17 protein-coding genes, 7 tRNA genes and 1 pseudogene are annotated in these 21,222 nt (G+C 50.7%); 3 read left to right on the top strand and 22 right to left on the bottom strand.

All coding sequences use genetic code 11. The features are described from left to right. Positions 1-90: 90 nt before the first annotated feature. The 9 genes and pseudogenes from RSJ68_02930 to RSJ68_02890 form a co-directional block, all read right to left on the bottom strand. A complete protein-coding gene (locus RSJ68_02930; protein ID WNU97706.1) occupies positions 91-705 on the bottom strand; it encodes a CadD family cadmium resistance transporter in 615 nt (204 codons plus the stop codon). Between the two features lie 311 nt (positions 706-1,016). Then, a pseudogene (locus tag RSJ68_02925) lies at positions 1,017-1,091 on the bottom strand (ABC transporter ATP-binding protein). Between the two features lie 238 nt (positions 1,092-1,329). After that, on the bottom strand, positions 1,330-2,022 hold the full coding sequence (locus RSJ68_02920; GenBank protein WNU98335.1) for an ATP-binding cassette domain-containing protein: 693 nt from the start codon (positions 2,020-2,022) through the stop codon (positions 1,330-1,332). Next, positions 2,022-2,819 (bottom strand): ABC transporter permease subunit, encoded by a 798-nt coding sequence (locus tag RSJ68_02915; GenBank protein ID WNU97705.1) that lies wholly within the window; start codon positions 2,817-2,819, stop codon positions 2,022-2,024. The genes RSJ68_02920 and RSJ68_02915 overlap by 1 nt, the downstream gene beginning before the upstream one ends. Positions 2,820-3,116: 297 nt before the next feature. Next, positions 3,117-4,094 (bottom strand): ABC transporter substrate-binding protein, encoded by a 978-nt coding sequence (locus tag RSJ68_02910; GenBank protein WNU97704.1) that lies wholly within the window; start codon positions 4,092-4,094, stop codon positions 3,117-3,119. Positions 4,095-4,417: 323 nt separating this feature from the next. Further along, positions 4,418-5,302: a DMT family transporter gene (locus RSJ68_02905; protein ID WNU97703.1), complete on the bottom strand. Its 885-nt coding sequence runs from the start codon at positions 5,300-5,302 to the stop codon at positions 4,418-4,420. Between the two features lie 312 nt (positions 5,303-5,614). Next, complete coding sequence (gene lepB, locus RSJ68_02900; GenBank protein ID WNU97702.1) at positions 5,615-6,634, bottom strand: signal peptidase I; 1,020 nt, start codon at positions 6,632-6,634, stop codon at positions 5,615-5,617. Beyond that, the gene (lepA, locus tag RSJ68_02895; GenBank protein ID WNU97701.1) at positions 6,634-8,427 is read right to left on the bottom strand and encodes a translation elongation factor 4; all 1,794 of its coding nucleotides are present in this window, start codon (positions 8,425-8,427) and stop codon (positions 6,634-6,636) included. The genes lepB and lepA overlap by 1 nt, the downstream gene beginning before the upstream one ends. 141 nt (positions 8,428-8,568) lie before the next feature. Next, positions 8,569-9,270 carry a 5'-methylthioadenosine/adenosylhomocysteine nucleosidase gene (locus tag RSJ68_02890; protein WNU97700.1) on the bottom strand — a complete coding sequence of 234 codons (702 nt, stop codon included), beginning with the start codon at positions 9,268-9,270 and terminating at the stop codon, positions 8,569-8,571. Between the two features lie 187 nt (positions 9,271-9,457). Here RSJ68_02890 and RSJ68_02885 point away from each other — a divergent pair, with 187 nt between their 5' ends. Continuing rightward, on the top strand, positions 9,458-10,585 hold the full coding sequence (locus RSJ68_02885; GenBank protein WNU97699.1) for a PilT/PilU family type 4a pilus ATPase: 1,128 nt from the start codon (positions 9,458-9,460) through the stop codon (positions 10,583-10,585). A 105-nt stretch (positions 10,586-10,690) separates the two neighbouring features. Here RSJ68_02885 and RSJ68_02880 read toward each other — a convergent pair whose 3' ends face one another. From RSJ68_02880 to ccoG, 13 genes are all read right to left on the bottom strand, one after another. Beyond that, complete coding sequence (locus RSJ68_02880) at positions 10,691-11,269, bottom strand: tyrosine-type recombinase/integrase (GenBank protein WNU97698.1); 579 nt, start codon at positions 11,267-11,269, stop codon at positions 10,691-10,693. Further along, a complete protein-coding gene (locus RSJ68_02875) occupies positions 11,194-11,637 on the bottom strand; it encodes an Arm DNA-binding domain-containing protein (GenBank protein WNU97697.1) in 444 nt (147 codons plus the stop codon). Before RSJ68_02875 ends, RSJ68_02880 begins: the two co-directional genes overlap by 76 nt. A 198-nt stretch (positions 11,638-11,835) precedes the next feature. Continuing rightward, positions 11,836-11,925: transfer RNA gene (locus RSJ68_02870), tRNA-Leu, on the bottom strand. 24 nt (positions 11,926-11,949) lie between these two features. Beyond that, positions 11,950-12,027, bottom strand: a tRNA-Cys gene (locus RSJ68_02865). 10 nt (positions 12,028-12,037) lie between these two features. After that, positions 12,038-12,111 (bottom strand) — tRNA-Cys (locus RSJ68_02860). Between the two features lie 27 nt (positions 12,112-12,138). After that, positions 12,139-12,214 (bottom strand) — tRNA-Gly (locus RSJ68_02855). 22 nt (positions 12,215-12,236) lie between these two features. After that, positions 12,237-12,312, bottom strand: a tRNA-Gly gene (locus RSJ68_02850). A gap of 26 nt (positions 12,313-12,338) precedes the next feature. Continuing rightward, positions 12,339-12,414 (bottom strand) — tRNA-Gly (locus tag RSJ68_02845). 38 nt (positions 12,415-12,452) lie between these two features. Continuing rightward, positions 12,453-12,528: transfer RNA gene (locus tag RSJ68_02840), tRNA-Gly, on the bottom strand. An 85-nt stretch (positions 12,529-12,613) separates the two neighbouring features. Next, positions 12,614-13,174: a CDP-diacylglycerol--glycerol-3-phosphate 3-phosphatidyltransferase gene (pgsA, locus tag RSJ68_02835; protein WNU97696.1), complete on the bottom strand. Its 561-nt coding sequence runs from the start codon at positions 13,172-13,174 to the stop codon at positions 12,614-12,616. Between the two features lie 101 nt (positions 13,175-13,275). Continuing rightward, positions 13,276-13,821, bottom strand: coding sequence for a type IV secretion protein Rhs (locus RSJ68_02830; protein ID WNU97695.1), 546 nt, complete (start codon positions 13,819-13,821; stop codon positions 13,276-13,278). Between the two features lie 351 nt (positions 13,822-14,172). After that, a complete protein-coding gene (locus tag RSJ68_02825; protein WNU97694.1) occupies positions 14,173-14,742 on the bottom strand; it encodes a FixH family protein in 570 nt (189 codons plus the stop codon). 3 nt (positions 14,743-14,745) lie between these two features. Then, on the bottom strand, positions 14,746-16,257 hold the full coding sequence (gene ccoG, locus RSJ68_02820; protein WNU97693.1) for a cytochrome c oxidase accessory protein CcoG: 1,512 nt from the start codon (positions 16,255-16,257) through the stop codon (positions 14,746-14,748). A gap of 519 nt (positions 16,258-16,776) precedes the next feature. Here ccoG and tkt point away from each other — a divergent pair. Beyond that, a complete protein-coding gene (tkt, locus tag RSJ68_02815) occupies positions 16,777-18,756 on the top strand; it encodes a transketolase (GenBank protein ID WNU97692.1) in 1,980 nt (659 codons plus the stop codon). 397 nt (positions 18,757-19,153) lie between these two features. Further along, a complete protein-coding gene (locus tag RSJ68_02810) occupies positions 19,154-21,166 on the top strand; it encodes an LTA synthase family protein (protein ID WNU97691.1) in 2,013 nt (670 codons plus the stop codon). Positions 21,167-21,222 lie beyond the last annotated feature (56 nt).

Genomic DNA, 21,222 nt, shown 5'->3' with positions numbered 1-21,222 from the left:
TCAGCAACCTGATTCCCTCTCCCGTGGGAGAGGGTTAGGGAGAGGGCAACGAACCGCAAGGTTCGTCAGATACTCAAATACCCGTATCATTCATATTATTGATATTATTGTTTGAATTGTATTATTTTCAATAATAATAAATAATCCTAAACCAATATAAATAACAGCCATTATCCAACGACTAAACTTCTCTACAATTTCACCAACACCTGAAATATTAGCCAATCTTTGTGCTGCATATACTAAAACAAAAATCAATATTAAAAATACAAGAAGAGTAACTAATAAGTCGACAAGATCTAAAGTCACAAAGTAAGGAACAAAAAGTCCAATATTATCTGCACCACAACTAGCAACTGTAACCAAAGCAACAATACCGACTAATTTTGACAACCCTTTTTCATCCAATTCTTTTTTAGCTCTTTTTTCGCCCTCACAATCGTCGTAAATAGCAACTTTAATACCTAAGTAAATCGGTATTAAACCTAATAAACCCAACACCCATTTTTCCGGAACATAATTCAAAACAAAAGCTAGAAATAAACTAACTAATATTAAAATTACAGAACCTAAATATTGTCCGATATAAATATCTCGATATTCTTTTCTAGTATTTGCTCTAGCAAAAAATATTAATAGTATTACCAACAAATCTACTGCTGTAGCAATATATAAAACAGCAGCAGTAATCACAGTCGAAAACATAAAGCACCTCATAATGAATCCCCTACCCCCTTGGCACCACGGCTTTTTCAAAAACCGAATCGCGTTCGGATAACAGATTCGTATCTTTCGCTAAAGAGGCAAGCCTGCGGCTTGCTCGCCCTCTCCCTAGCCCTCTCCCATGGGGAGAGGGAATTGGGCTGTCGAGCCTGAACATTTTCAGGTTTACCTGACATCTGATTCCCAATTCTACGGCTCTCTGATTTTGAGAAACCTGGTCCCCTTTCCCCGTAGGAGAGGGTTAGGAAGAGGGCAACGAACCGCAAGGTTCGTCAGACACTCAAATGCCCGTATCACTCATAATAATGAATCCCCTGAAACTCCCTTGCCACCACGGCTTCTTCAAAAGCCGAATCGCGTTCGGACAACAGATTCGTACCTTTCACCGAAGAGGCAAGCCTGCGGCTTGCTTACCCTCTCCCTAGCCCTCTCCCACAGGGAGAGGGCTAGGGCTATCGAATCCGAGCATTTTCAGGTTTACCTGCCATCTGATTCCCAATTCTACATTCTCTGATCTTCAGCAACCTGATCCCCTCGCCCCGTGGGAGAGGGTTAGGGAGAGGGCAACGAACCGCAAGGTTCGTCAGATATTCAAATTTCCCCTCATCACTCATAATAATGAATCCCCTGAAACTCTCTTGCCACCACGGTTTCTTCAAAAGCCGAATCGCGTTCGGACAACGGCGTGGGCAGGGTTATCACGTTTTGCACGTTCATGCCCTTAGTGGAAAGCAGCATGATTTCATGGCTCAGGCGCGCGGCTTCGAATCGGTCGTGCGTTACCAGCATACACGCCATGCCCTGCCGCTCGATTTTTTCCACCAGCATGGCAACCAAAATATCGCGTAAATCGCGGTCCAAACCGACAAACGGCTCGTCCAGCAAAGCAAGGTCGCAACCACACAGCAGCAGGCGCAAAAATGCTACCCGTTTCGCCATGCCGCCGGACAATTCGGTCGGATATTTGTTCAAATCGCCCGCAGTCAGCCCGACTTTCGCCGCCAGCGCGACGATTTCGCCTTCATCGGGTTTGTCCATAAAAATAGCGATATTCTGCATCGCGGTCAAGTTTTCCGGCAGGCGGTTTTCCTGAAACAGAAAACCCGTTTTGCGGAAAGTATTGCGTATCGTGCCCGATTTCGGCGTTTCCAAACCCGCAATCAGCCGCAAAACCGTCGTCTTGCCGCAGCCGCTCGGCCCGAACAAAGCTTTTACTTCGCCGTGTTGCAGGTTCAAACTGAAATCGCGCACAATGGGATCGCGGAGAATTTCAAAACGCACGTTTTCAAGATAGAGCATCATCTTCTCCACGGCATAAACAAAATTTCCAAAGGCTTGGTAATCAGGTATTCAAACAGCGACACAAACACGATAACCAACACCACATAAGCCATCACCGTCGAAGTCTCCAACATCGCCCTCGCGTCCGCAATCCGCGCGCCCACGCCTTCGCTCGCGCCCAAGAGTTCCGCCATAATCACCACCTTCACCCCCATCGCCACCGCTACGCCGATGCTGGAAATCACATAGCCCGTCAGATGCGGGATATACAGATAACGGATTTTTTTCAGACGGCCTAATTTATAAGCATCAAACAATTCCTCATGCTGTTTGTTCACGCTCGCCATTCCGACCGCCACACTCGCAAACGTCAGCGGCGCAACCAACACAATGATGGTAAACAGCACGCTCGGATTGCCGAAACCGAACCAAAACAACGCCATCACCACCCAAATAATCGGCGGCATCGCCAACAAAACCGTAATCACAGGCTTGAGCAACGCCATCGCCGTCTTAAATCTGCCCGCCACCAGCCCCGCCGCCAATCCCGCCGCCAGCGCAACCGAAATGCCCACCACCGACCGCCACAGCGAAATCCCGATTTCGTTTTCCTGAAAATGTTTCAATAAATCAAACGACTTTTGAAACACCTCCACCGGCGCAGGCAGCATAAACTCGCCGAACACGGCGCTGCCCCACGCCCACAACGCCACTACCATCATCGCCACGCTCAAACCGGCAAAGCCGCTCCAAAGGTAGTCAATGATGTAAAACACCGCAGGCTGCGGTTTGCGTATTTTGTCGGTTTTAATCATGGTTTGTGTGTTGGTTGATGGGGATGGTTTGGGGATGATAGGTCGTCTGAAAAAAGTAGGTCGGATACTCGTATCCGACAGCCCCGTTTAGCCAAAATATCAGGTTCAAGAACCCGACCTACGCTGCTGATAGGTCGTCTGAAAAAGTAGGTCGGATACTCGTATCCGACAGCCCTTTTAACCGAAATGTCGGATTCAAGAATCCGACCTACGTTGCTGATAGGTCGTCTGAAAAATGGTAAATCAGGCATTCACGACCACCCTCCCCCTTTTCAGACGGCCTTTCTCCCCCCCCCGTTAAGCCAAGAAGAACCCATTATCCGGCAGCTTGCCGCCCAGAAGTTTCGGGTTGAACTGCATCAGGATTTCGTAAAACTTCAAAATCTCGTTCTTCACTTCGCTGCCTTTGGTTACCGTCAGCCGCGCGCCGTCCAAGCCCATGACTAGGGCGGGTTCGGGGGCGGGGAGGTAGTTTTTGCCGATTTTTGCCGCGCTTTGGCGGTTGGCCAGTATCCAGTTGAGCGCGTTTTTCAAATCTTGATGGAAGATGTCAAACTGCGCTTTGTGTGCGTGAAAATATTCTTCGTTGGCGATGATGCCCGCCATCGGAATCAGCGGTTTGGTGTCAAACGCCTGTCCCCATGCTTTCACCAAATCAAAACCGCGCACGACGTTCACGCCCATAGTTTTGCCTTTGAGCATACCCGCGCTCGCCATCGGTTCGGGCAGGATGGCGGCGTGGTAGTCCTTACTCAAAAACAGCCCTACTGCTTCGGGCGGCGTGGCAGTGTAAGTGATGCCGACTTTGTGCGCGTCGATTTTCAGTTTTTTCAACAAGGCTTGCAGCACGATGTCGGGCATGTCGTTTTTAAACGGCACAAGGATTTTTTTGCCGACCAAATCCTGCGGCGAGGCAATCGCGCTGCCTTTGCAGACCAACTGCGTGATGCCGTTGGTCAAAATATTCACCATGCCGACTTTCTGCCCTTGGTTGCGCAGGTTCAAGCCGACATTGCTCGGACTCATCATCACTTTAAATTGCCCGCTCGCCACGCCCGCGCGAAGCTGGTCGGGCGAACGCCAAACCTTGAGCGACACATCTGCCTGCTTCGCCAGCTTGCCCTGCAACGCCGCTACTGCAATAGTGACGCTGGGCATCGCCGGCGCGCCGTACACGGTAAATTGTTCTTTACCGGCAGCCAACAATGAAGGCGAAACGCCTGCCGCTGCCAGTGCGGCGGTCATTTTTAAGAAATCACGTCTTTTCAGTTCCATTTTTCAATCTCCTGGTTAGGTAGCACGGGCTTCAGCCGGGCTGTTTAACAGAATCCCTCTAAGATGGATTTGAGCTGCGCCAAACATAGGAATGGACACACCACAGCCTATCTAGATCCGCAACTCTGTTTTTCCATCCACATTCTGATAATAATTTTTATTCATTATGCTATTAAAGAAAATGGAAGTAAAGGCACGATTGTCCCGACATCCGTTTATATATAGAAACGCAGATTTTTTTCGGCATTACACCTATCAATAATATTGAAATAAAAGGTCGTCTGAAAACGGTTTTCAGACGACCTTTTATTTCCCAATACGGTTTAATTTGTGTTTTTCGGTTTTAAAGAACCAAGATAAATCGCCGACAAAGTCAAAACAACACCAAACCACTGTAAAGTGTTGATCGGCTTGTCCAGCCAAAAATAATCAATCAGTAAAGCGGCAACAGGTTCGGAAAGCAACAGCAAACCGGTTAAAGACAGGGACAGCAGCGGAATTGCATAGGCAATCATCCCCCATGCCAAACATTGCATGACCACGCCGTATATCAAGACCAAGCCTATATCGCGCCATCGCGCCGGGTATAGGGCGTTGCTGTCGAAAATCAGCGCGGGGACAATCAGGGACAACGCGCCGCCGAAACTCAAAACCATCATCATCGGAAAAAGCGCCACCCTTTCGACTTCATGCGTTTTGCGGACGAACACCATAGACAATGCCAAAAGCCCGCCCGACGCAATTCCGCTGACAAAGCCCCATAAGGCGTGGGCATTGTGGTTGAACTCGGGACTGCCGATTAGGACAATCCCGCCAACTGCCAATATCAGGCTCACAACTTGCAGGCTGTTCAAGCGTTCTTGAAAAAAGAAAAATCCGATGGCAGACAGGAAAAATATCTGCAAGCTGTTGAGCAATGTGGAAATCCCGGGCCCCACCGCATATACGCTTTCATGCCACAATGACAAATCAAACGCCAGAAATATGCCGGACAACATGGCATATTTGACCGCCCTTCTGCTTTTAGGCAGCTTTTGCCCGAAAAAACGGCAGAGCAGCCAAAACACGCCCGCCGCAATCAGCAGCCGCCAAAATGCAACTGCATACGGGCCTACGGGGACGAATCTGACGATCAGGCTTCCCAGCCCGAATAAGACGCAGCCGAAGATGAGAAATGGTGCTGCATAAGAGTCGGAACGGATATTCATGAACTTACTCGGCAACGGATTGGCATGAGGATTTAAAGTGATGAAAAGGATTGTGCATGGTAACGCGAATCCGAAAGAATAATAAGTAGGTGCAATATTTTATTTCCCTTCCGGCTTCTCCTGAGAAAAATCAGTACGCTTCGGAAACTTAACCATACAGATCAGGTTTCAAAACAAAACCGCTTCCGCATAGATAACTGGAAATTGACAATGATGAGAACCTGCTTTCAAGTTATTCCGCCGAAAAGCCAAAGGTCGTCTGAAAACTGATTTTCAGACGACCTTTGGCTTTATCGGAATGAAACGGGCAACTTATTGGATGCTGCTGCCGATGCGGCTGTAATCGCCGAAGTTCATCCACACGAAGAAGGCTTTTCCGACGATAAGTTTGTCGTCCACAAAGCCCCAGTAGCGGGAGTCGGCGCTGTTGTCGCGGTTGTCGCCCATGGCGAAGTAACGGCCTTCGGGCACTTTGCAGGTAAAGCCGCTGCCGTCTTCGGCGTATTGGCAGTGTTCCAAACCGCTTTGCTCTACGGAATAATCGTTTTCAGGCATGATTTCCATACGGTATTTGTCGAGCGCGGGGATCGAGATGGTGGGCTGTCCCGGCTCTTTCAGGATGTTGAAGGTTTTGCCGTTGAGGGTCGTCTGAAAAAGTTCGGGGTTGTGGATTGCGGACGGCTCGGTATCGTCAGGGTAGGAATAAGTGCCGTTCGGTTGGTCGGGGGCAACTTGTCCGTTGACGGTCAGGACTTTGTCGCGGTATTCGACGGTATCGCCCGGCAGTCCGACGATGCGCTTGATGTAGTTCATTTCAGGCTGGACGGGGTAGTTGAACACGACGACGTCGCCGCGCTCGATTTGTCCGGTCGGAATCAGGACGTTGTTGATAATCGGGGTTCTGATGCCGTAGGCGAATTTGTTTACGAGGATGAAGTCGCCTTTAACCAAGCCCGGGCGCATGGAGCTGGATGGGATTTGGAATGGTTCGGCGATGAAGGTGCGCAGGATGAAGACGACGAGGATGATCGGGAAAAAGCCGCTCATGTAGTCGGTAAAGTGGGCTTTGTCCTGGTGCGACGGGTCTTTTTTCAGACGACCTTTGTGGATTGCCCAAACGATGCCGGTGAATACGACAAATATCAGCAATACGGCGGTAAAGCTCATGTAAAAAGACAGGATGCCGAAAACGCCGATCATGCACAAAAGATACGCCCATTGCAGACCGGAGCTCCATTCTCCGTTTTCCTGACGTTCTTTGCTGCTTATGAAATAAAGGAAAATGCCGATAACGATGGCGGCAATCGCGCCGTAGATTAAATTTGTGCTCATTATTTGTCGCTCACTTGCAGAATCGCCAAGAACGCGCTTTGCGGGATTTCCACGTTGCCCACTTGTTTCATGCGGCGTTTGCCTGCTTTTTGTTTTTCGAGAAGTTTTTTCTTACGGGTAATATCGCCGCCGTAACATTTCGCCAAGACGTTTTTACGCAGGGCTTTGACGTTTTCGCGGGCGATAATCTGGCTGCCGATGGCGGCTTGGACGGCGATGTCGAACATTTGGCGCGGAATCAGCTCGCGCATTTTCGCTGCCAGTTCGCGGCCTCGGTGAACGGCGCTTTGGCGGTGCACAATCAGGCTCAGGGCATCGACTTTTTCGCCGTTGACCATGATGTCGAGCTTAATCAAATCAGACGGTTGGAACTCTTTGAAATGGTAGTCCAGCGAGGCATAGCCGCGCGAAGTGGATTTGAGTTTGTCGAAAAAATCCATTACAACTTCGTTCATGGGCAAATCGTAAGTCAGCATGACTTGACGACCCATGTACTGCATATTGACCTGCACGCCGCGCTTTTGGTTACACAAAGTCATGACGTTGCCGACGTATTCCTGCGGCACGAGGATGGTCGCGGTAATAATCGGCTCGAGAATGGTTTCGATGCTGCCGATGTCGGGCAGTTTGGACGGGTTTTCGACTTCGATTTTTTCGCCGCTCTTCAACACGACTTCATAAACCACCGTCGGCGCGGTGGTAATCAAATCCATGTCAAACTCGCGCTCCAAGCGTTCCTGCACGATTTCCAAGTGCAGCAGACCCAAGAAGCCGCAGCGGAAGCCGAAGCCCAATGCCTGAGAAACTTCAGGTTCGAATTTCAACGAAGCATCGTTAAGCTGCAATTTTTCCAAAGCGTCGCGCAAAGCTTCGTAGTCGTGGCTTTCCACGGGGTAGAGTCCCGCGAATACTTGGCTTTGTACTTCTTGGAAGCCGGGCAGCGGCTCAGAAGCGGGGTTGGCAACCAAAGTCACCGTATCGCCGACTTTCGCCTGTCCCAATTCTTTCACGCCGGTAATCAAAAAGCCCACTTCACCGGCTTTGAGTTCTTGTTTTTGAACCGATTTCGGTGTGAATACGCCCAGTTGCTCAACCTGAGTTTCCGCCTTGGTGCTCATAAAGCGCACTTTGTCTTTCAGCTTGATGATGCCGTTTTTCACACGGATCAACATGACCACGCCGACGTAGTTGTCAAACCACGAATCGACGATAACGGCTTGCAGCGGCGCGTTTTCATCGCCGGTCGGCGCGGGGATTTTGGCAACGATTTCTTCCAAAACGTCTTCCACACCGATGCCGCTTTTGGCGGAACATTGCACCGCGCCGACGGCATCGATGCCGATGATGTCTTCGATTTCCTGTTCCACGCGTTCGGGGTCGGCGGCGGGCAGGTCGATTTTGTTCAAAACAGGCACGACTTCCACGCCCAAATCAATCGCGGTATAACAGTTCGCCACGGTTTGCGCTTCCACGCCTTGCGATGCGTCAACGACCAACAGAGCGCCTTCGCAGGCGGACAGCGAACGGGAAACTTCGTAAGAAAAGTCGACGTGTCCCGGCGTGTCAATCAGGTTGAGCTGATACACCTGTCCGTCGCGTGCTTTGTAGTTGAGCGCGGCGGTTTGCGCTTTGATGGTGATGCCGCGCTCTTTTTCGATGTCCATGGAGTCGAGCACCTGCGTACTCATTTCGCGCAAATCCAAGCCGCCGCAGTATTGGATGAAGCGGTCGGCAAGCGTCGATTTGCCGTGGTCGATGTGGGCAATGATGGAGAAGTTTCGGATATTTTTCATATTGTTATTTTGAAAGATAAGCAGTGATTTTGAAAAGGTCGTCTGAAAATCAAATAGACCGTTCAGACGACCTTCAGGCAAAGTGAAATAGCCTGACATTCTAGCGGAAATTTACTGTTTCCGCATGATTTTATGCGTGTTTTACAGCGACGCGACAATCTTTTCCACCATTTTCGCCGAGCTTGCCGCCGCCGTTTTCAAAAACTCTTCAAAGCTGATGTCCGCTTTTTCATCCGCCGAGTCAGACATCGCGCGGATCACGACGAAAGGCGTGTTCAACTGGTGGCAAGCTTGCGCAATCGCCGCTGCTTCCATTTCCACCGCTTTGACTTCGGGGAAGTGGCTGCGGATTTCCGCCACGCCTTCGCTGCTATGGACAAAGCGGTCGCCGCTGACAATCAAACCTTGTTCTACCGCCGCGCCTTCAAACACTTCCGCCGCCTGTTTTGCCTTGCCGACCAAGAGGTCGTCTGAAACAAATACGGCGGGCAGTTGCGGCACTTGTCCCCAAACATAGCCGAACGCCGTTACATCGACGTCGTGGTGCGCGATTTCCGTGCCGATCACTACGTCGCCGACTTTCAAACCTTTGCCCAAGCCGCCCGCACTGCCGGTATTGATGACGCAGTCAGGCGTGAATTGATGGATAACCCAAGCCGTTGAAACCGCAGCGTTGACCTTGCCGATGCCGCTCAATACCAATACCATGCGTTTGCCCGCTATCTCGCCTTCGTAGGCGGTAAACTTACCGAAAGACACGCTTTTGACGTTACCCATTGCTTCGCGCAAAAGCTCGATTTCCTGCTCCATCGCGCCGATGACCGCAACTGTTTGTACAGACATTTTTTACCTTTCCATAAAATTGTGGGCGGTATTATAACAGCAGCGGCGGCATTCCATACCCGTATTGAATCCGCCATATTGCCCGCCTGTCTTATTATTCGATACGGTAATCTTGCCATTTTTATGTATCATGATTTATTTGATATAATCCATTTTAATAAAATAACCACCGAAATTACCCAATATCATGATGACCAATCCTCCCAGCGCAAAAGACGAATTGTTCACTTGGCTGCGCCATATGAACAAATACAAAGGCTCCGACCTCTTTATTACGACCAATTTCCCGCCTGCGATGAAAGTGGACGGCAAAATCACGCCGATTACCGACGAGCCGCTGACCTCCGAAAAATGCATGGAAATCGCTTTTTCGATTATGTCCACCAAACAAATCGAAGAGTTTTCCTCCACCAACGAATGCAACTTCGCCATCAGCCTGCCCGACACCAGCCGCTTCCGTGTCAATGCCATGGTGCAGCGCGGCGCGACGGCGTTGGTGTTCCGATCCATTACCAGCAAAATCCCGAATTTCGACAGCCTCAATCTGCCGCCCGTCTTGAAAGACGTGGTGATGAAAAAACGCGGCCTCGTGATTTTCGTCGGCGGTACCGGTTCGGGCAAATCGACCTCGCTCGCTGCGATGGTTGACCACCGCAATGAAAATTGCCAAGACCACATCATCACCATCGAAGACCCGATTGAGTTTGTCCATCAACACAAAAAAAGCATCATTACCCAGCGCGAAGTCGGCGTGGATACTGAAAACTGGTTTGCCGCACTGAAAAACACCCTGCGTCAGGCGCCGGACGTCATCCTCATCGGCGAGATTCGCGACCGCGAAACCATGGACTACGCCTTGGCGTTCGCCGAAACAGGCCACCTCTGTCTCGCCACGCTGCACGCCAACAACTCCAACCAGGCGCTTGACCGCATCATCAACTTCTTCCCCGAAGAGCGCCGCACCCAGCTTTTGACCGACTTGTCGCTCAACCTGCAAGCCTTCATCTCGCAACGCCTGATTCCCCGTGAAGGCGGCAAGGGCCGCGTAGCCGCAGTGGAAATCCTGCTCAATTCGCCGATTATTTCCGAGATGATTCAAAAAGGCGAAATCCACGGCATTAAAGAAATGATGAAAAAATCTACCGCCATGGGCATGCAAACCTTCGACCAAGCGCTTTACGAGCTGTACGAACGCGGCGACATCAGCTTCCAAGACGCTATTAAAAACGCCGACTCCGCCCACGACCTGCGTTTGGACATCCAACTGCGCAGCCGCCGCGCCCAAAACGCCGGCCCAGATTTGGAACTGATTTAAAAGTTGTCGAAATGAGCAAAGGTCGTCTGAAAAATACTTTTCAGACGACCTTTTAAATAACCAATTAAATTACATAGTTCACTGCATAAAAGCTTCCATAGGACATTAGGTGTAGGAAAACGTCGCGTTGTTTTCACTCATATACTTGTCAGGGTCTTTTACCGATGGGAACAGATAACGGCTATATCCTGTCAGCTCCTTCATTTCTACCAAGAGTTCAAGCGTCCAATCGGCAAGGGGGACGATATGCGGGGCTTTCATCTTCATCTTGGCGACGGGTATGCTCCATTCTGCCCCGTCTAAATCAAATTCCGACCATTCCGCTGTCCTAAGCTCTCCATTTCTGACAAAGGTCAGCATGATTAGCTGCATGGCTATTTTTGTTTGCTGTTCGGCTTGTTCCAACATCAAACGACGGTAAAACTCGGTCAGCTCGGATTGCGGTAATGCGGGCTGATGTTTCTTTTTTGGGGCTTTGATTAAACCTACCAAAGGAACAGCGGGGTGGTTCTTTGCCCGCTCCGTCCGTATCGCATAAGTGAAAACAGACTTGATGCGCTGCAATATCCGCCCCGCCGTTTCAAGCGCTCCCCTTGCTGCCACCGCTTTTACCTGACTGACTTTGATTTCACTGACGGGCAAACTGCCCAGCGCAGGGAAACGTCCTTTTCCAAGCTGTCCCATACACGGGCGGCGTGATTGCCTGTCAATCCCGTTTCACGGTGTTTGTGCCACTCGGCGGCGATGTTCCGAAAGGTATTAATGACGGCGGCTTGCCGTTCGCGCTTTTCCTGTTGTTTGGCTTCGCCGGAGTCTTGCCCCGATACAAGCAAGCGGCAGGCGTTTTCGGCGGCTTGGCGGGCTTCTACCAGTAATACGGTCGGATATTTGCCGATTGAAAGCGTTTTCCGTTTGCCGTTATACGAAAAGTCAAACCGCCATAACTTCCCGCCGTTCCTATTGATATACAGATACAAGCCCTTCCCGTCATTCAGCTTGAATGGTTTTTCGGCGGGCTTGGCGTTTTTGATTTGGCGGTCGTTCAGCTTCATTTTTACGGTATTTTTTCGAGGTATTTTTCAGATACCGCAAAAGATACCGTAAATTTTAGGTTTCTTCAATTAGGGCGGATTAGGCGGGATTAGATGACAAATAGATACCAAAACCAGCGGAAAGCCTTATCTGTCTTGGCTTTGGTTTACGGTGTTAGACTGCAATAGGCAAAAAAATAACCGCTTTAAAAGCGGCTGTGGTGCCCGGAGCCGGAATCGAACCGGCACGGCCGGTTTAGGGCCGACGGATTTTAAGTCCGTTGTGTCTACCTATTTCACCACCCGGGCGCAGACTGTTTTATATTGAAAATTTGGAGGCGGGGGCGCGGATTTGAACCGGCCTGTATAAGGGTTGCACCCCTTATAGCATAAACACTCTGCCACCCCGCCATGAAATGAGTGGAGGCGAGAGTCGGAATCGAACCGGCGTAGACGGATTTGCAATCCGCTGCATAACCACTTTGCTATCTCGCCAAACAAACTACCAGGTAGTATTTAAACTGGAGCGGGAAACGAGTCTCGAACTCGCGACCTCAACCTTGGCAAGGTTGCGCTCTACCAACTGAGCTATTCCCGCATATCCAAATGTGCCTTAAGGATGGAGCGGGAAACGAGTCTCGAACTCGCGACCTCAACCTTGGCAAGGTTGCGCTCTACCAACTGAGCTATTCCCGCATGGGACACATCTGAAAATTAAACTGTGGAGCGGGAAACGAGTCTCGAACTCGCGACCTCAACCTTGGCAAGGTTGCGCTCTACCAACTGAGCTATTCCCGCATCGGAGAAACTTTATATCAACTAAGACAGGATTCATTTGGAGCGGGAAACGAGTCTCGAACTCGCGACCTCAACCTTGGCAAGGTTGCGCTCTACCAACTGAGCTATTCCCGCCGAATATCTGTTTTTGCTGCTGTTTCCGAAGAAGACGCAATTATTATGGATTTGAAACTTGTCGTCAAGAGGTTTGTTTTATTTTTTATTTGATTTCCTGCCATGCCATTTTCAGATAATAGAACATTGACCAGAGTGTTAATACAGATGCGATAAACATCAATATGTTACCTGTCTGGTAAAAAATATTGTCAAACTGATTAGAGGCTAAGAGCAATAAAAATATGGCAACCATTTGCGCGGCGGTTTTAAATTTGCCGATGGTGGCAACGGCAACGCTGCTGCGTCTGCCCATTTGCGCCATCCATTCCCTCAAAGCGGAAATGGTGATTTCCCTGCCGATGATGATAATGGCGAAAATAACATAAGTACGACCAAGGCTGACCAGCAGCAATAATGCGGTCGCTACCATTAATTTATCCGCAACGGGATCGAGGAAGGCGCCGAAATCGGAGGTTTGCTTCCAAAGCCTTGCTAAAAATCCGTCAAACCAATCGGTTACGGCTGCGAGTGCGAAAATGATAGCGGCAGTCCAATTGACGGTTTCCGGTGCAATCCACCCTTTTGGCAGGAAAAACAGCAAAGTAAAGACCGGAATCAGCAAAACACGCATCCAAGTCAGAAAAATCGGTATGTTCCAAGGCATGATTTACCTTTGATGTGGTTATGATAGTTAATTTGCCTATTATAACGGACTTGTCTGTCTGAAAGCATATGTTTTCACCATCTTTCAGACAGCAAAAGCCTTCAAATCCGTTTGTTTTTTCGATAAAACCTGCATTGAGGCAGCCATTCTTTTTGGCACGGGTCGTCAATAAATGACTTTAAAACGCTTTGAAAGGTTTGATTTTGGGCGTTGTATATGTTGCCTTTTAGATAACACGACGCGTAATAATGCGCCAATAAATCCGCCTGCTGCTCCATATTCAGCATACTGAAATGACAAATATCGGACAGCTTGGGATAGAGATAGGCACGACGGTGACGGTAACCTCCGCTGACGAACAAAAATAATCCGCCCAACCAAGTTTTAAAGCCTTGCTGATACTGCCAAACATGGGTCAATTCATGAATCATCCATATTTGATAGGACGCGGAAGCAAGGGCGAAGTCGTCAGGGCAGTTATTACGCGGGAAATAGATGTTCCCATTGGGCGAAACGGCAACCTGCATGGTAGGCAGACAAGGAATGCCGCGATAAATTTTGACGCAGGCGTAATCAATGCTGTCGGCAAAAATCAGCTTTGCCATTTTGATTTCGTTGTCCGTCAGCCTACGCCAGCGTTTGCTCATATCTTATCCTTGTTCCTTCCATGACGACCGAGGTCGTCTGAAAACGATTGCTCTGCCTTAGCAGTCATTCAGCTACGTTTACAACCGATACTGCCATATCCCCTACCCTCTTTATAGTGGATTAACTTTAAATCAGGACAAGGCAACGAAGCCGCAGACAGTACAGATAGTACGGAACCGATTCACTTGGTGCTTCAGCACCTTAGAGAATCGTTCTCTTTGAGCTAAGGCGAGGCAACGCCGTACTGGTTTAAAGTTAATCCACTATATTTGCGCCAACATCATCACAAACCTTACAGTATGAAGGTCGTCTGAAATTTTTCAGACGACCTTTTGAGCCTGTCAAACAAACTACTGTCCTGAATCTTTCGGTTTCTGATCGGCATTACCAAACAATTTGTCCATAGGGGTCAAATTGATCGCATTGCCTTGGCTGACGATCCATTTGTCTTCCACCCGCCAAACACCTGAACTGTCTTCCACGCGCAGATACCAATGGTTGGTCGGCGGCAGGGGTTTGAAAGTCGCTTCATACTCCATACGGCCGTTTTGGATTTCCGCGCTGACGACGCGCAGTTTGACAGTTTGGTCTTCCGATTTTTTAGTCGGGTGCATCAAAAGGAGATTCAAAGGCTGTTTGGGATCAAATTCTCCGCTGACAAAGACTTTGGCAGCATCTTTATCCGGACTGATCAGCACTTGCACCTGCATATGCCGCTTCACTGCCTCTTCATCGCGGTGAAGCTGGATGTCGATGTGTTTGCCGTCTTTGTAATAGTCGTCCGTTACCAAATCGGTTGCATGTTCTTTGGCGACGAAGAACATGGCGACACTGGCAATCACGACGAAAATAGGCCCCGCCATCAACACCCACGGCCAAATGTGTTTGTACCAAGGTTTGACTTGTTTTTGCTCGGACACGTTTTATTCTCCGATAAAGGTTGCTTCTTCTTCCAAGATAGTGGGTTTGCCATCTGCTTTGCCGGTTTCGCGATAAGTGAAGGTAAACTCAATCGGATGGCTGCCCTTGTCGGCGTATTCGGGAATGGTGGAAACTTGGACAGGGATGGTCAACGTTTGGCGCGGTGCGATTTTCACGCCGCCTTCCGGCAATCCGGTCAGGGCAATTTCTTCAAAGCCTTTGACTGCCGCAGTCATCACTTGTTCGTTTTCGCTATTGTTGATAATGCGCAGGTTGTATGCGTTTTCCAGCCAACCTTTGCTGTTTTCGCGCACCATCACGCCGCGGTCTTTCAAAATATCGACTTCGACCATTTTACGGGTGGAAAGTCCGACCAAGAAAGCGATAATAACCACCAGCAAAACAGCGCCGTATCCCGCCACACGCGGACGTTTCAAGCGTTTTTTGATGTCGCTTTCAGGATATTCGTGTTCCAACGCGCCTTCGGTCGTATAGCGTATCAAACCGCGCGGGTAGCCCATTTTGTCCATGATTTCGTCGCAGGCATCAATACACGCCGCACAGCCGATACATTGGTATTGCAAACCGTCGCGGATATCGATACCGACGGGACAGACCTGTACGCACATGGTGCAGTTGATGCAATCGCCCAATCCGCTGTCTTCCTTATTAGCAGTTTTCTTGCGTGCGCCGCGCGGTTCGCCGCGTTCGGTATCGTAAGAAATAATCAGCGTGTCTTTGTCGAACATCGCGCTTTGGAAGCGTGCATACGGACACATATGCAGACACACTTTCTCGCGCATAACGTGGGCAAAGAAGAAGGTCATGAAGCCGTAAAACGCTGCGGCAAACATCGCGCCGCCGCCTGCTGCTCCGGCAAACAAGTCGGGAACGAACTGGCGGATCGGGACAAACCAGCCCGCAAAGGTAATGCCTGTCCACGCGCAGACAAGGAAAATCAGCAGGGCTTTAGTTGCTTTGATGCGGATTTTAGTGAAATTCCACGGCGATTTTTCCAGCTTCAGGCGTTTGTTGCGGTCGCCTTCGACTAAGTTGTCGATCCACAACATGATTTCGGTGTAAACCGTCTGCGGGCAGGAATAACCGCACCACAAACGTCCGGCAATCGTCGTCCACCAAAACAGTCCGAAAGCGCAAATCATCAGCAACAGAGCAAGGTAAATCAAGTCGCCCATACCCAGCGACAGTCCGAAAATGAAGAAATGTCGGTCCGGAATATTGAAAAGCACCGCCTGACGGCCGCTCCAGTTGAACCACGGAATCACATAAAACACAAACTGCGTCGCCAATACGGCGGCAATACGCAATTTGGCGAACCGCCCTTCCGCTTTTTTCGGATGGATGCGTTCGCCTTCGGGATGGATTTGGATGACGCTGGATTTGGGTTTTGAGGGTTTGGGCGGAGCGGTTTTTGCCGGTTTCTCGGACTGCTCTTTCGGAGCAGCGTTTTTTTCTTCTGACACAGCGTTTTCGGCTTGGTTTTCTGTTGACATTTTTCAGTGTTCCTTCGTGTGTTTGCGCGCAGGTCTTTTATTCTGATTACTGGTTTGATTGGTTTTTCAGACGACCTTTTATATGCGTCGGAATCATATCATTTGAGCTTGACCAAAGCAAAAAGCCCTACTTGGCTTTTATATGCCACCCGTTTTGATTTTTCCGTTGCCCAAGTCTGAAATCGGCGATATTCAAGCAGTTGCATATAACCGATGACGCTATGCTTATAGCGAATCGCTATATCTCCGATAAAAATTTATAAACTACTGTTTCAAAACGGAATAACAGTTAATCTCATCTGCTTTGCCTGTTTCAGACGACCCCTTATGCGGACAATTTTTAAAACAGGACAACGCGAAACCGATGCCGTACCGGTTTGAAGTTGTCCTTCTGATAGACGGAAAGGTCGTCTGAAAGCCGCCCATATCCTTGAAAGCCTGACCGAATCGGGCGATAATCAACGGAATTTTCTTTACCGTTATTACCGTTTCAAACCAATACAGCAAGGAAGGTACAAAATGTCTCAACTGGCAAACGCAATCCGTTTCCTCTCGGCCGATGCCGTTCAAAAAGCAAATTCCGGCCACCCCGGCGCGCCCATGGGTATGGCGGAAATGGCGGAAGTATTGTGGACGAAATTCCTGCGCCACAACCCCGCCAACCCCAAATTCTACAACCGCGACCGCTTCATCCTCTCCAACGGCCACGCGTCCATGCTGTTGTACAGCCTGTTGCACCTGACCGGCTACAACCTGAGCATTGAAGACTTGAAAAATTTCCGCCAGCTGCACAGCAAAACCCCCGGCCACCCCGAATACGGCTACACCGACGGCGTGGAAACTACGACCGGCCCGTTGGGACAAGGCATTGCCAACGCGGTGGGTATGGCATCGGCGGAAAAAATCCTTGCCGCCGAATTTAATAAAGACGGTTTGAACATCGTTGATCACTACACCTACGTCTTCATGGGCGATGGCTGCCTGATGGAAGGCGTATCGCACGAAGCCTGTTCGCTCGCCGGCACTTTGGGCTTGGGCAAACTGATTGTTTTATATGATGACAACAATATTTCCATCGACGGCAAAGTGGACGGCTGGTTTACCGAAAACATCCCGCAACGCTTTGAAAGCTACGGCTGGCACGTCGTTCCCAATGTAAACGGCCACGACACCGCCGCCATTCAAGCCGCTATCGAAGCCGCCCGCGCCGAAACCGGCAAACCGTCCCTCATCTGCTGCAAAACCTTAATCGGCAAAGGCAGCGCCAACAAAGAAGGCAGCCACAAAACCCATGGCGCGCCTTTGGGTGCGGATGAAATCGAAGCCACGCGTAAACATTTGAGCTGGGCTTACCCCGCCTTTGAAATCCCGCAAGAAATTTACGACGCATGGAGCGCGAAAGAACAAGGCGCGAAACTGGAAGCGGAATGGAACGAGCTGTTCGCGCAATACCAAGCAAAATATCCTGCCGAAGCCGCAGAATTCGTGCGCCGCATGGATAAAAAACTGCCGGACAATTTCGATGCATACGTTCAAGCCGCATTGAAAGAAGTGTGCGCCAAAGCCGAAACCATCGCCACCCGCAAAGCCAGCCAAAACAGCATCGAAATCCTCGCTAAAGAGCTGCCTGAACTGGTGGGCGGTTCTGCCGACCTGACTCCGTCCAACCTGACCGACTGGTCGGGCAGTGTCTCCGTTACCCGCGACAAAGGCGGCAACTACATCCACTACGGCGTGCGCGAGTTCGGCATGGGTGCCATCATGAACGGCCTTGCCCTGCATGGCGGCGTAAAACCCTTCGGCGCGACTTTCCTGATGTTCAGCGAATACGAACGCAACGCCCTGCGCATGGCGGCGCTGATGAAAATCAACCCCGTCTTCGTCTTCACCCACGATTCCATCGGCCTCGGCGAAGACGGCCCGACCCACCAACCCATCGAGCAAACCGCCACCCTGCGCCTGATTCCGAACATGGACGTATGGCGTCCGTGCGACACCGCCGAATCGCTGGTGGCATGGGCGGAAGCGGTAAAAGCCAAAGACCATCCGTCCTGCCTGATTTTCAGCCGTCAAAACCTGAAATTCCAAGCGCGCAACGAACAACAACTGAACGACATTAAACGCGGCGGCTACGTCATCAGCGAAGCCCAAGGCAACGCCCAAGCCGTCATCATTGCCACCGGTTCCGAAGTCGATCTGGCTCTGGAAGCGCAAAAAGCCCTCGCCGCGCAAAACATCGCCGTACGCGTCGTTTCCATGCCGTCCACCAACGTCTTCGACCGCCAAGACGCCGCCTATCAAGCCGCCGTCCTGCCTGAAGGCCTGCCGCGCATCGCCGTAGAAGCCGGACACGCCGACGGCTGGTACAAATATGTCGGACTGAACGGCGCAGTCGTCGGTATCAACCGCTTCGGCGAATCCGCCCCTGCCGAACTGCTGTTCAAAGAATTCGGCTTTACCGTGGAAAATGTGGTGGATACTCTGAAATCAGTGCTGTAAGCGGCAGCCATCGCATCAAAGGTCGTCTGAAAACGGGAGATAAGATTTTCAGACGACCTTTTTCCTTTATAGTGGATTAACTTTAAACCAGGACGGCGTTACCTCGCCTTGCCGTACTATCCGTACTGTCTGCGGCTTCGTCGCCTTGTCCTGATTTAAATTTAATCCACTATAAAACCGCCCAAACCGGTTTAACAAAAATCCAAATACCCATACAGCGGCGCAACCCTTCCTACATAAATGAAGTAGCGCAGAAATGTCGGATAAAGCGTCGTCTGAACCCCTCCTATTCCCAATAATCTTTTGCCATATCTTGAAAGCCGCACCGCTAAACCGTAAAATTAAACCTTACTAAATTTGATATAAATTTACATCCAACCCATCTTCCCCGCCAATTATGATGACCCGCCTTACCGCCTATCGGAAAACCATCCTCATCTGCCTGATTTTATGGGCATCCATCGTCGCCGTTTTCTCCGCCGAACGTTTCTTCATGCTGCACCATTTCGTTTCAGACGACATCCGCAGCCGTTATGCGGGCGATTTGGCGGCTTTGTTTGCCAAAGGGCTGTTGTTCGACATCAAAATCGCCTCCGTTGCTGCCGCCTTCCCCTTCCTGATCGGGCTGTTCGGACTGGCTACGCAGAAAACCGCCGCCTTTACCCTACGTCTCCTACCTACCGTCGCAACCGTCCTTTTCCTGACCGTCTTTGCCGCCGCGCTGGGCAACTGGTTCTATTACAGCGTTTACGACCGTCAATTTGACGTCTTCGTCTTCGGGCTGGCGGACGAAGATACCCGCGCTGTCCTGAAAACCGTCTGGTCAGACTATCCCGTCATTCCCTGTCTTGCCGCCTTGATTGCCGCAGCTTTCGTTTTCGGCAAAATCTTCAGCCTCATCCACCGCCGCACCCGCTTTCAGACGACCTCATGGGGGAAAACCGCTTGGATTGCCGCCGTCCTCTTACCTATCCTCGCGCTTGCCGCAGGCATACGCGGCTCGTTCGGCAAATTCCCCCTGCGTCAGACCGCCATGCAGATTTCTGCCGCACCGCAAATCAACAAACTCGTCCCCAACGCCCTGACCTCCCTAAGCTGGGCAGTCAACGAATACCGCAACAGCAACGACTTCCATCCCGTCTCCGACGAAGACGGCAGCCGGCTCATCAGTACCCTGCTCGATAAAAAAACCGACGCCGACTTGACGCAGCTCTTTGCCCAAACCGCCGCAAACGCCGCCGTCGAAAAACACCGTCCCAACGTCGTACTCACCGTCATGGAAAGCATGAGCGCGCATCTTTTGAACATGGACAATCCCGAACGGGACCTCTTGGGCGAACTGGGCAAACACTGGCAGCAAGACTGGGTGTACCGCAAATTCGTTTCCGAGGGAGACGGCACCAGCGACACCCTGCACCGCTTCTTCGTCCGCAGCCCGCGCCTCAACCTCAGCCAATCCCTTGCCAAAAACAAAACCTTCCCAGGCAACATGTTCAAACCCTATCTCGATGCCGGCTACCGCGTCGTCTATATTACGGCGGGCAACGGCGGCTGGCGCGATTTCGACACCTTCCTGCGGCACTTGGGCGTCAACGAAATCATCGATGAAAACACCCTCAAAACCCACTATCCCGAGGCAAAATCCGACACATGGGGCGTACCCGACGAATTCATGTTCCGTTATGCCGAAGAAGAACTCGCGCGCGCCGAAAAAAGCGGCACGCCCGTATTCATCATGATGATGTCCGTGACCAACCATCCGCCCTACCGCCTGCCCGCGCCGCATCAGGCGAAAAACTTCCGTTTGGACGAACAAGAGCAAAAACGCCTTGCCAACCTCGCCTCAGGCAAAGAGCTGAATGAAATTTTCAACACCTTCCGATACAGCAACGACCAACTCGGCCGCTTTATCGGCAAAGTGAAAACCATCGCGCCCGACACCATTATCGCCGCCACCGGCGACCACAATATGCGCGCCATCGGCTATCCCGAATCCGCCGATGCCGCACTCGGCCACAGCGTCCCCTTCTACCTTTACGTTCCGCAAGCCTACCGCGGCAACGCCGAATACCATCCCGAACGCGCAGGTTCGCACAAAGACATCCTGCCGACCCTCTACAACTTAAGCCTGTCCAAATCGCGCTACTACCAAACCGGCTGCAACCTCACCGCCCCGCAACCTGATTCCGCATGGTGCGGCTACGGCTACAACCCCGAAGTCATCATTACCGAACGCGGTTTCTATCATCAACACAGCAAAGCATTCCACAAATGGGACAACAAAAACATCCAAACCGCCGAAAGCCGCCCAAGCACGCCGGATAACGAAGACCAAGCCATTATCCGCCGCGCCTCGGCATATACGCCGTTTCTTGAATGGCAGATCAACCGGATTATCAGCACCCAATAAATCCGTTTATCGCCAAAGGTCGTCTGAAAAGTTTCAGACGACCTTTTTATATCCAT

The organism is Neisseria sp. DTU_2020_1000833_1_SI_GRL_NUU_006 (assembly GCA_032388755.1).
Lineage (GTDB): Bacteria > Pseudomonadota > Gammaproteobacteria > Burkholderiales > Neisseriaceae > Neisseria > Neisseria sicca_C.
Note: the sequence above shows the minus strand (reverse complement) of the source record. Positions and strands in the feature narration are given on the sequence as shown.

Bases quoted from the DNA above. Each gene is read 5' to 3' on its own strand.
- RSJ68_02910 (WNU97704.1), bottom strand. From the start codon at position 4,094: ATGGAACTGAAAAGACGTGATTTCTTAAAAATGACCGCCGCACTGGCA.
- RSJ68_02890 (WNU97700.1), bottom strand. From the start codon at position 9,270: ATGTCTGTACAAACAGTTGCGGTCATCGGCGCGATGGAGCAGGAAATC.
- RSJ68_02880 (WNU97698.1), bottom strand. From the start codon at position 11,269: ATGGGACAGCTTGGAAAAGGACGTTTCCCTGCGCTGGGCAGTTTGCCC.
- ccoG (WNU97693.1), bottom strand. From the start codon at position 16,257: ATGTCAACAGAAAACCAAGCCGAAAACGCTGTGTCAGAAGAAAAAAAC.
- RSJ68_02920 (WNU98335.1), bottom strand. From the start codon at position 2,022: ATGCTCTATCTTGAAAACGTGCGTTTTGAAATTCTCCGCGATCCCATT.
- lepB (WNU97702.1), bottom strand. From the start codon at position 6,634: ATGAGCACAAATTTAATCTACGGCGCGATTGCCGCCATCGTTATCGGC.
- RSJ68_02930 (WNU97706.1), bottom strand. From the start codon at position 705: ATGTTTTCGACTGTGATTACTGCTGCTGTTTTATATATTGCTACAGCA.
- RSJ68_02915 (WNU97705.1), bottom strand. From the start codon at position 2,819: ATGATTAAAACCGACAAAATACGCAAACCGCAGCCTGCGGTGTTTTAC.
- RSJ68_02810 (WNU97691.1), top strand. From the start codon at position 19,154: ATGATGACCCGCCTTACCGCCTATCGGAAAACCATCCTCATCTGCCTG.
- lepA (WNU97701.1), bottom strand. From the start codon at position 8,427: ATGAAAAATATCCGAAACTTCTCCATCATTGCCCACATCGACCACGGC.
- RSJ68_02830 (WNU97695.1), bottom strand. From the start codon at position 13,821: ATGAGCAAACGCTGGCGTAGGCTGACGGACAACGAAATCAAAATGGCA.
- tkt (WNU97692.1), top strand. From the start codon at position 16,777: ATGTCTCAACTGGCAAACGCAATCCGTTTCCTCTCGGCCGATGCCGTT.
- RSJ68_02905 (WNU97703.1), bottom strand. From the start codon at position 5,302: ATGAATATCCGTTCCGACTCTTATGCAGCACCATTTCTCATCTTCGGC.
- pgsA (WNU97696.1), bottom strand. From the start codon at position 13,174: ATGCCTTGGAACATACCGATTTTTCTGACTTGGATGCGTGTTTTGCTG.
- RSJ68_02885 (WNU97699.1), top strand. From the start codon at position 9,458: ATGATGACCAATCCTCCCAGCGCAAAAGACGAATTGTTCACTTGGCTG.
- RSJ68_02875 (WNU97697.1), bottom strand. From the start codon at position 11,637: ATGAAGCTGAACGACCGCCAAATCAAAAACGCCAAGCCCGCCGAAAAA.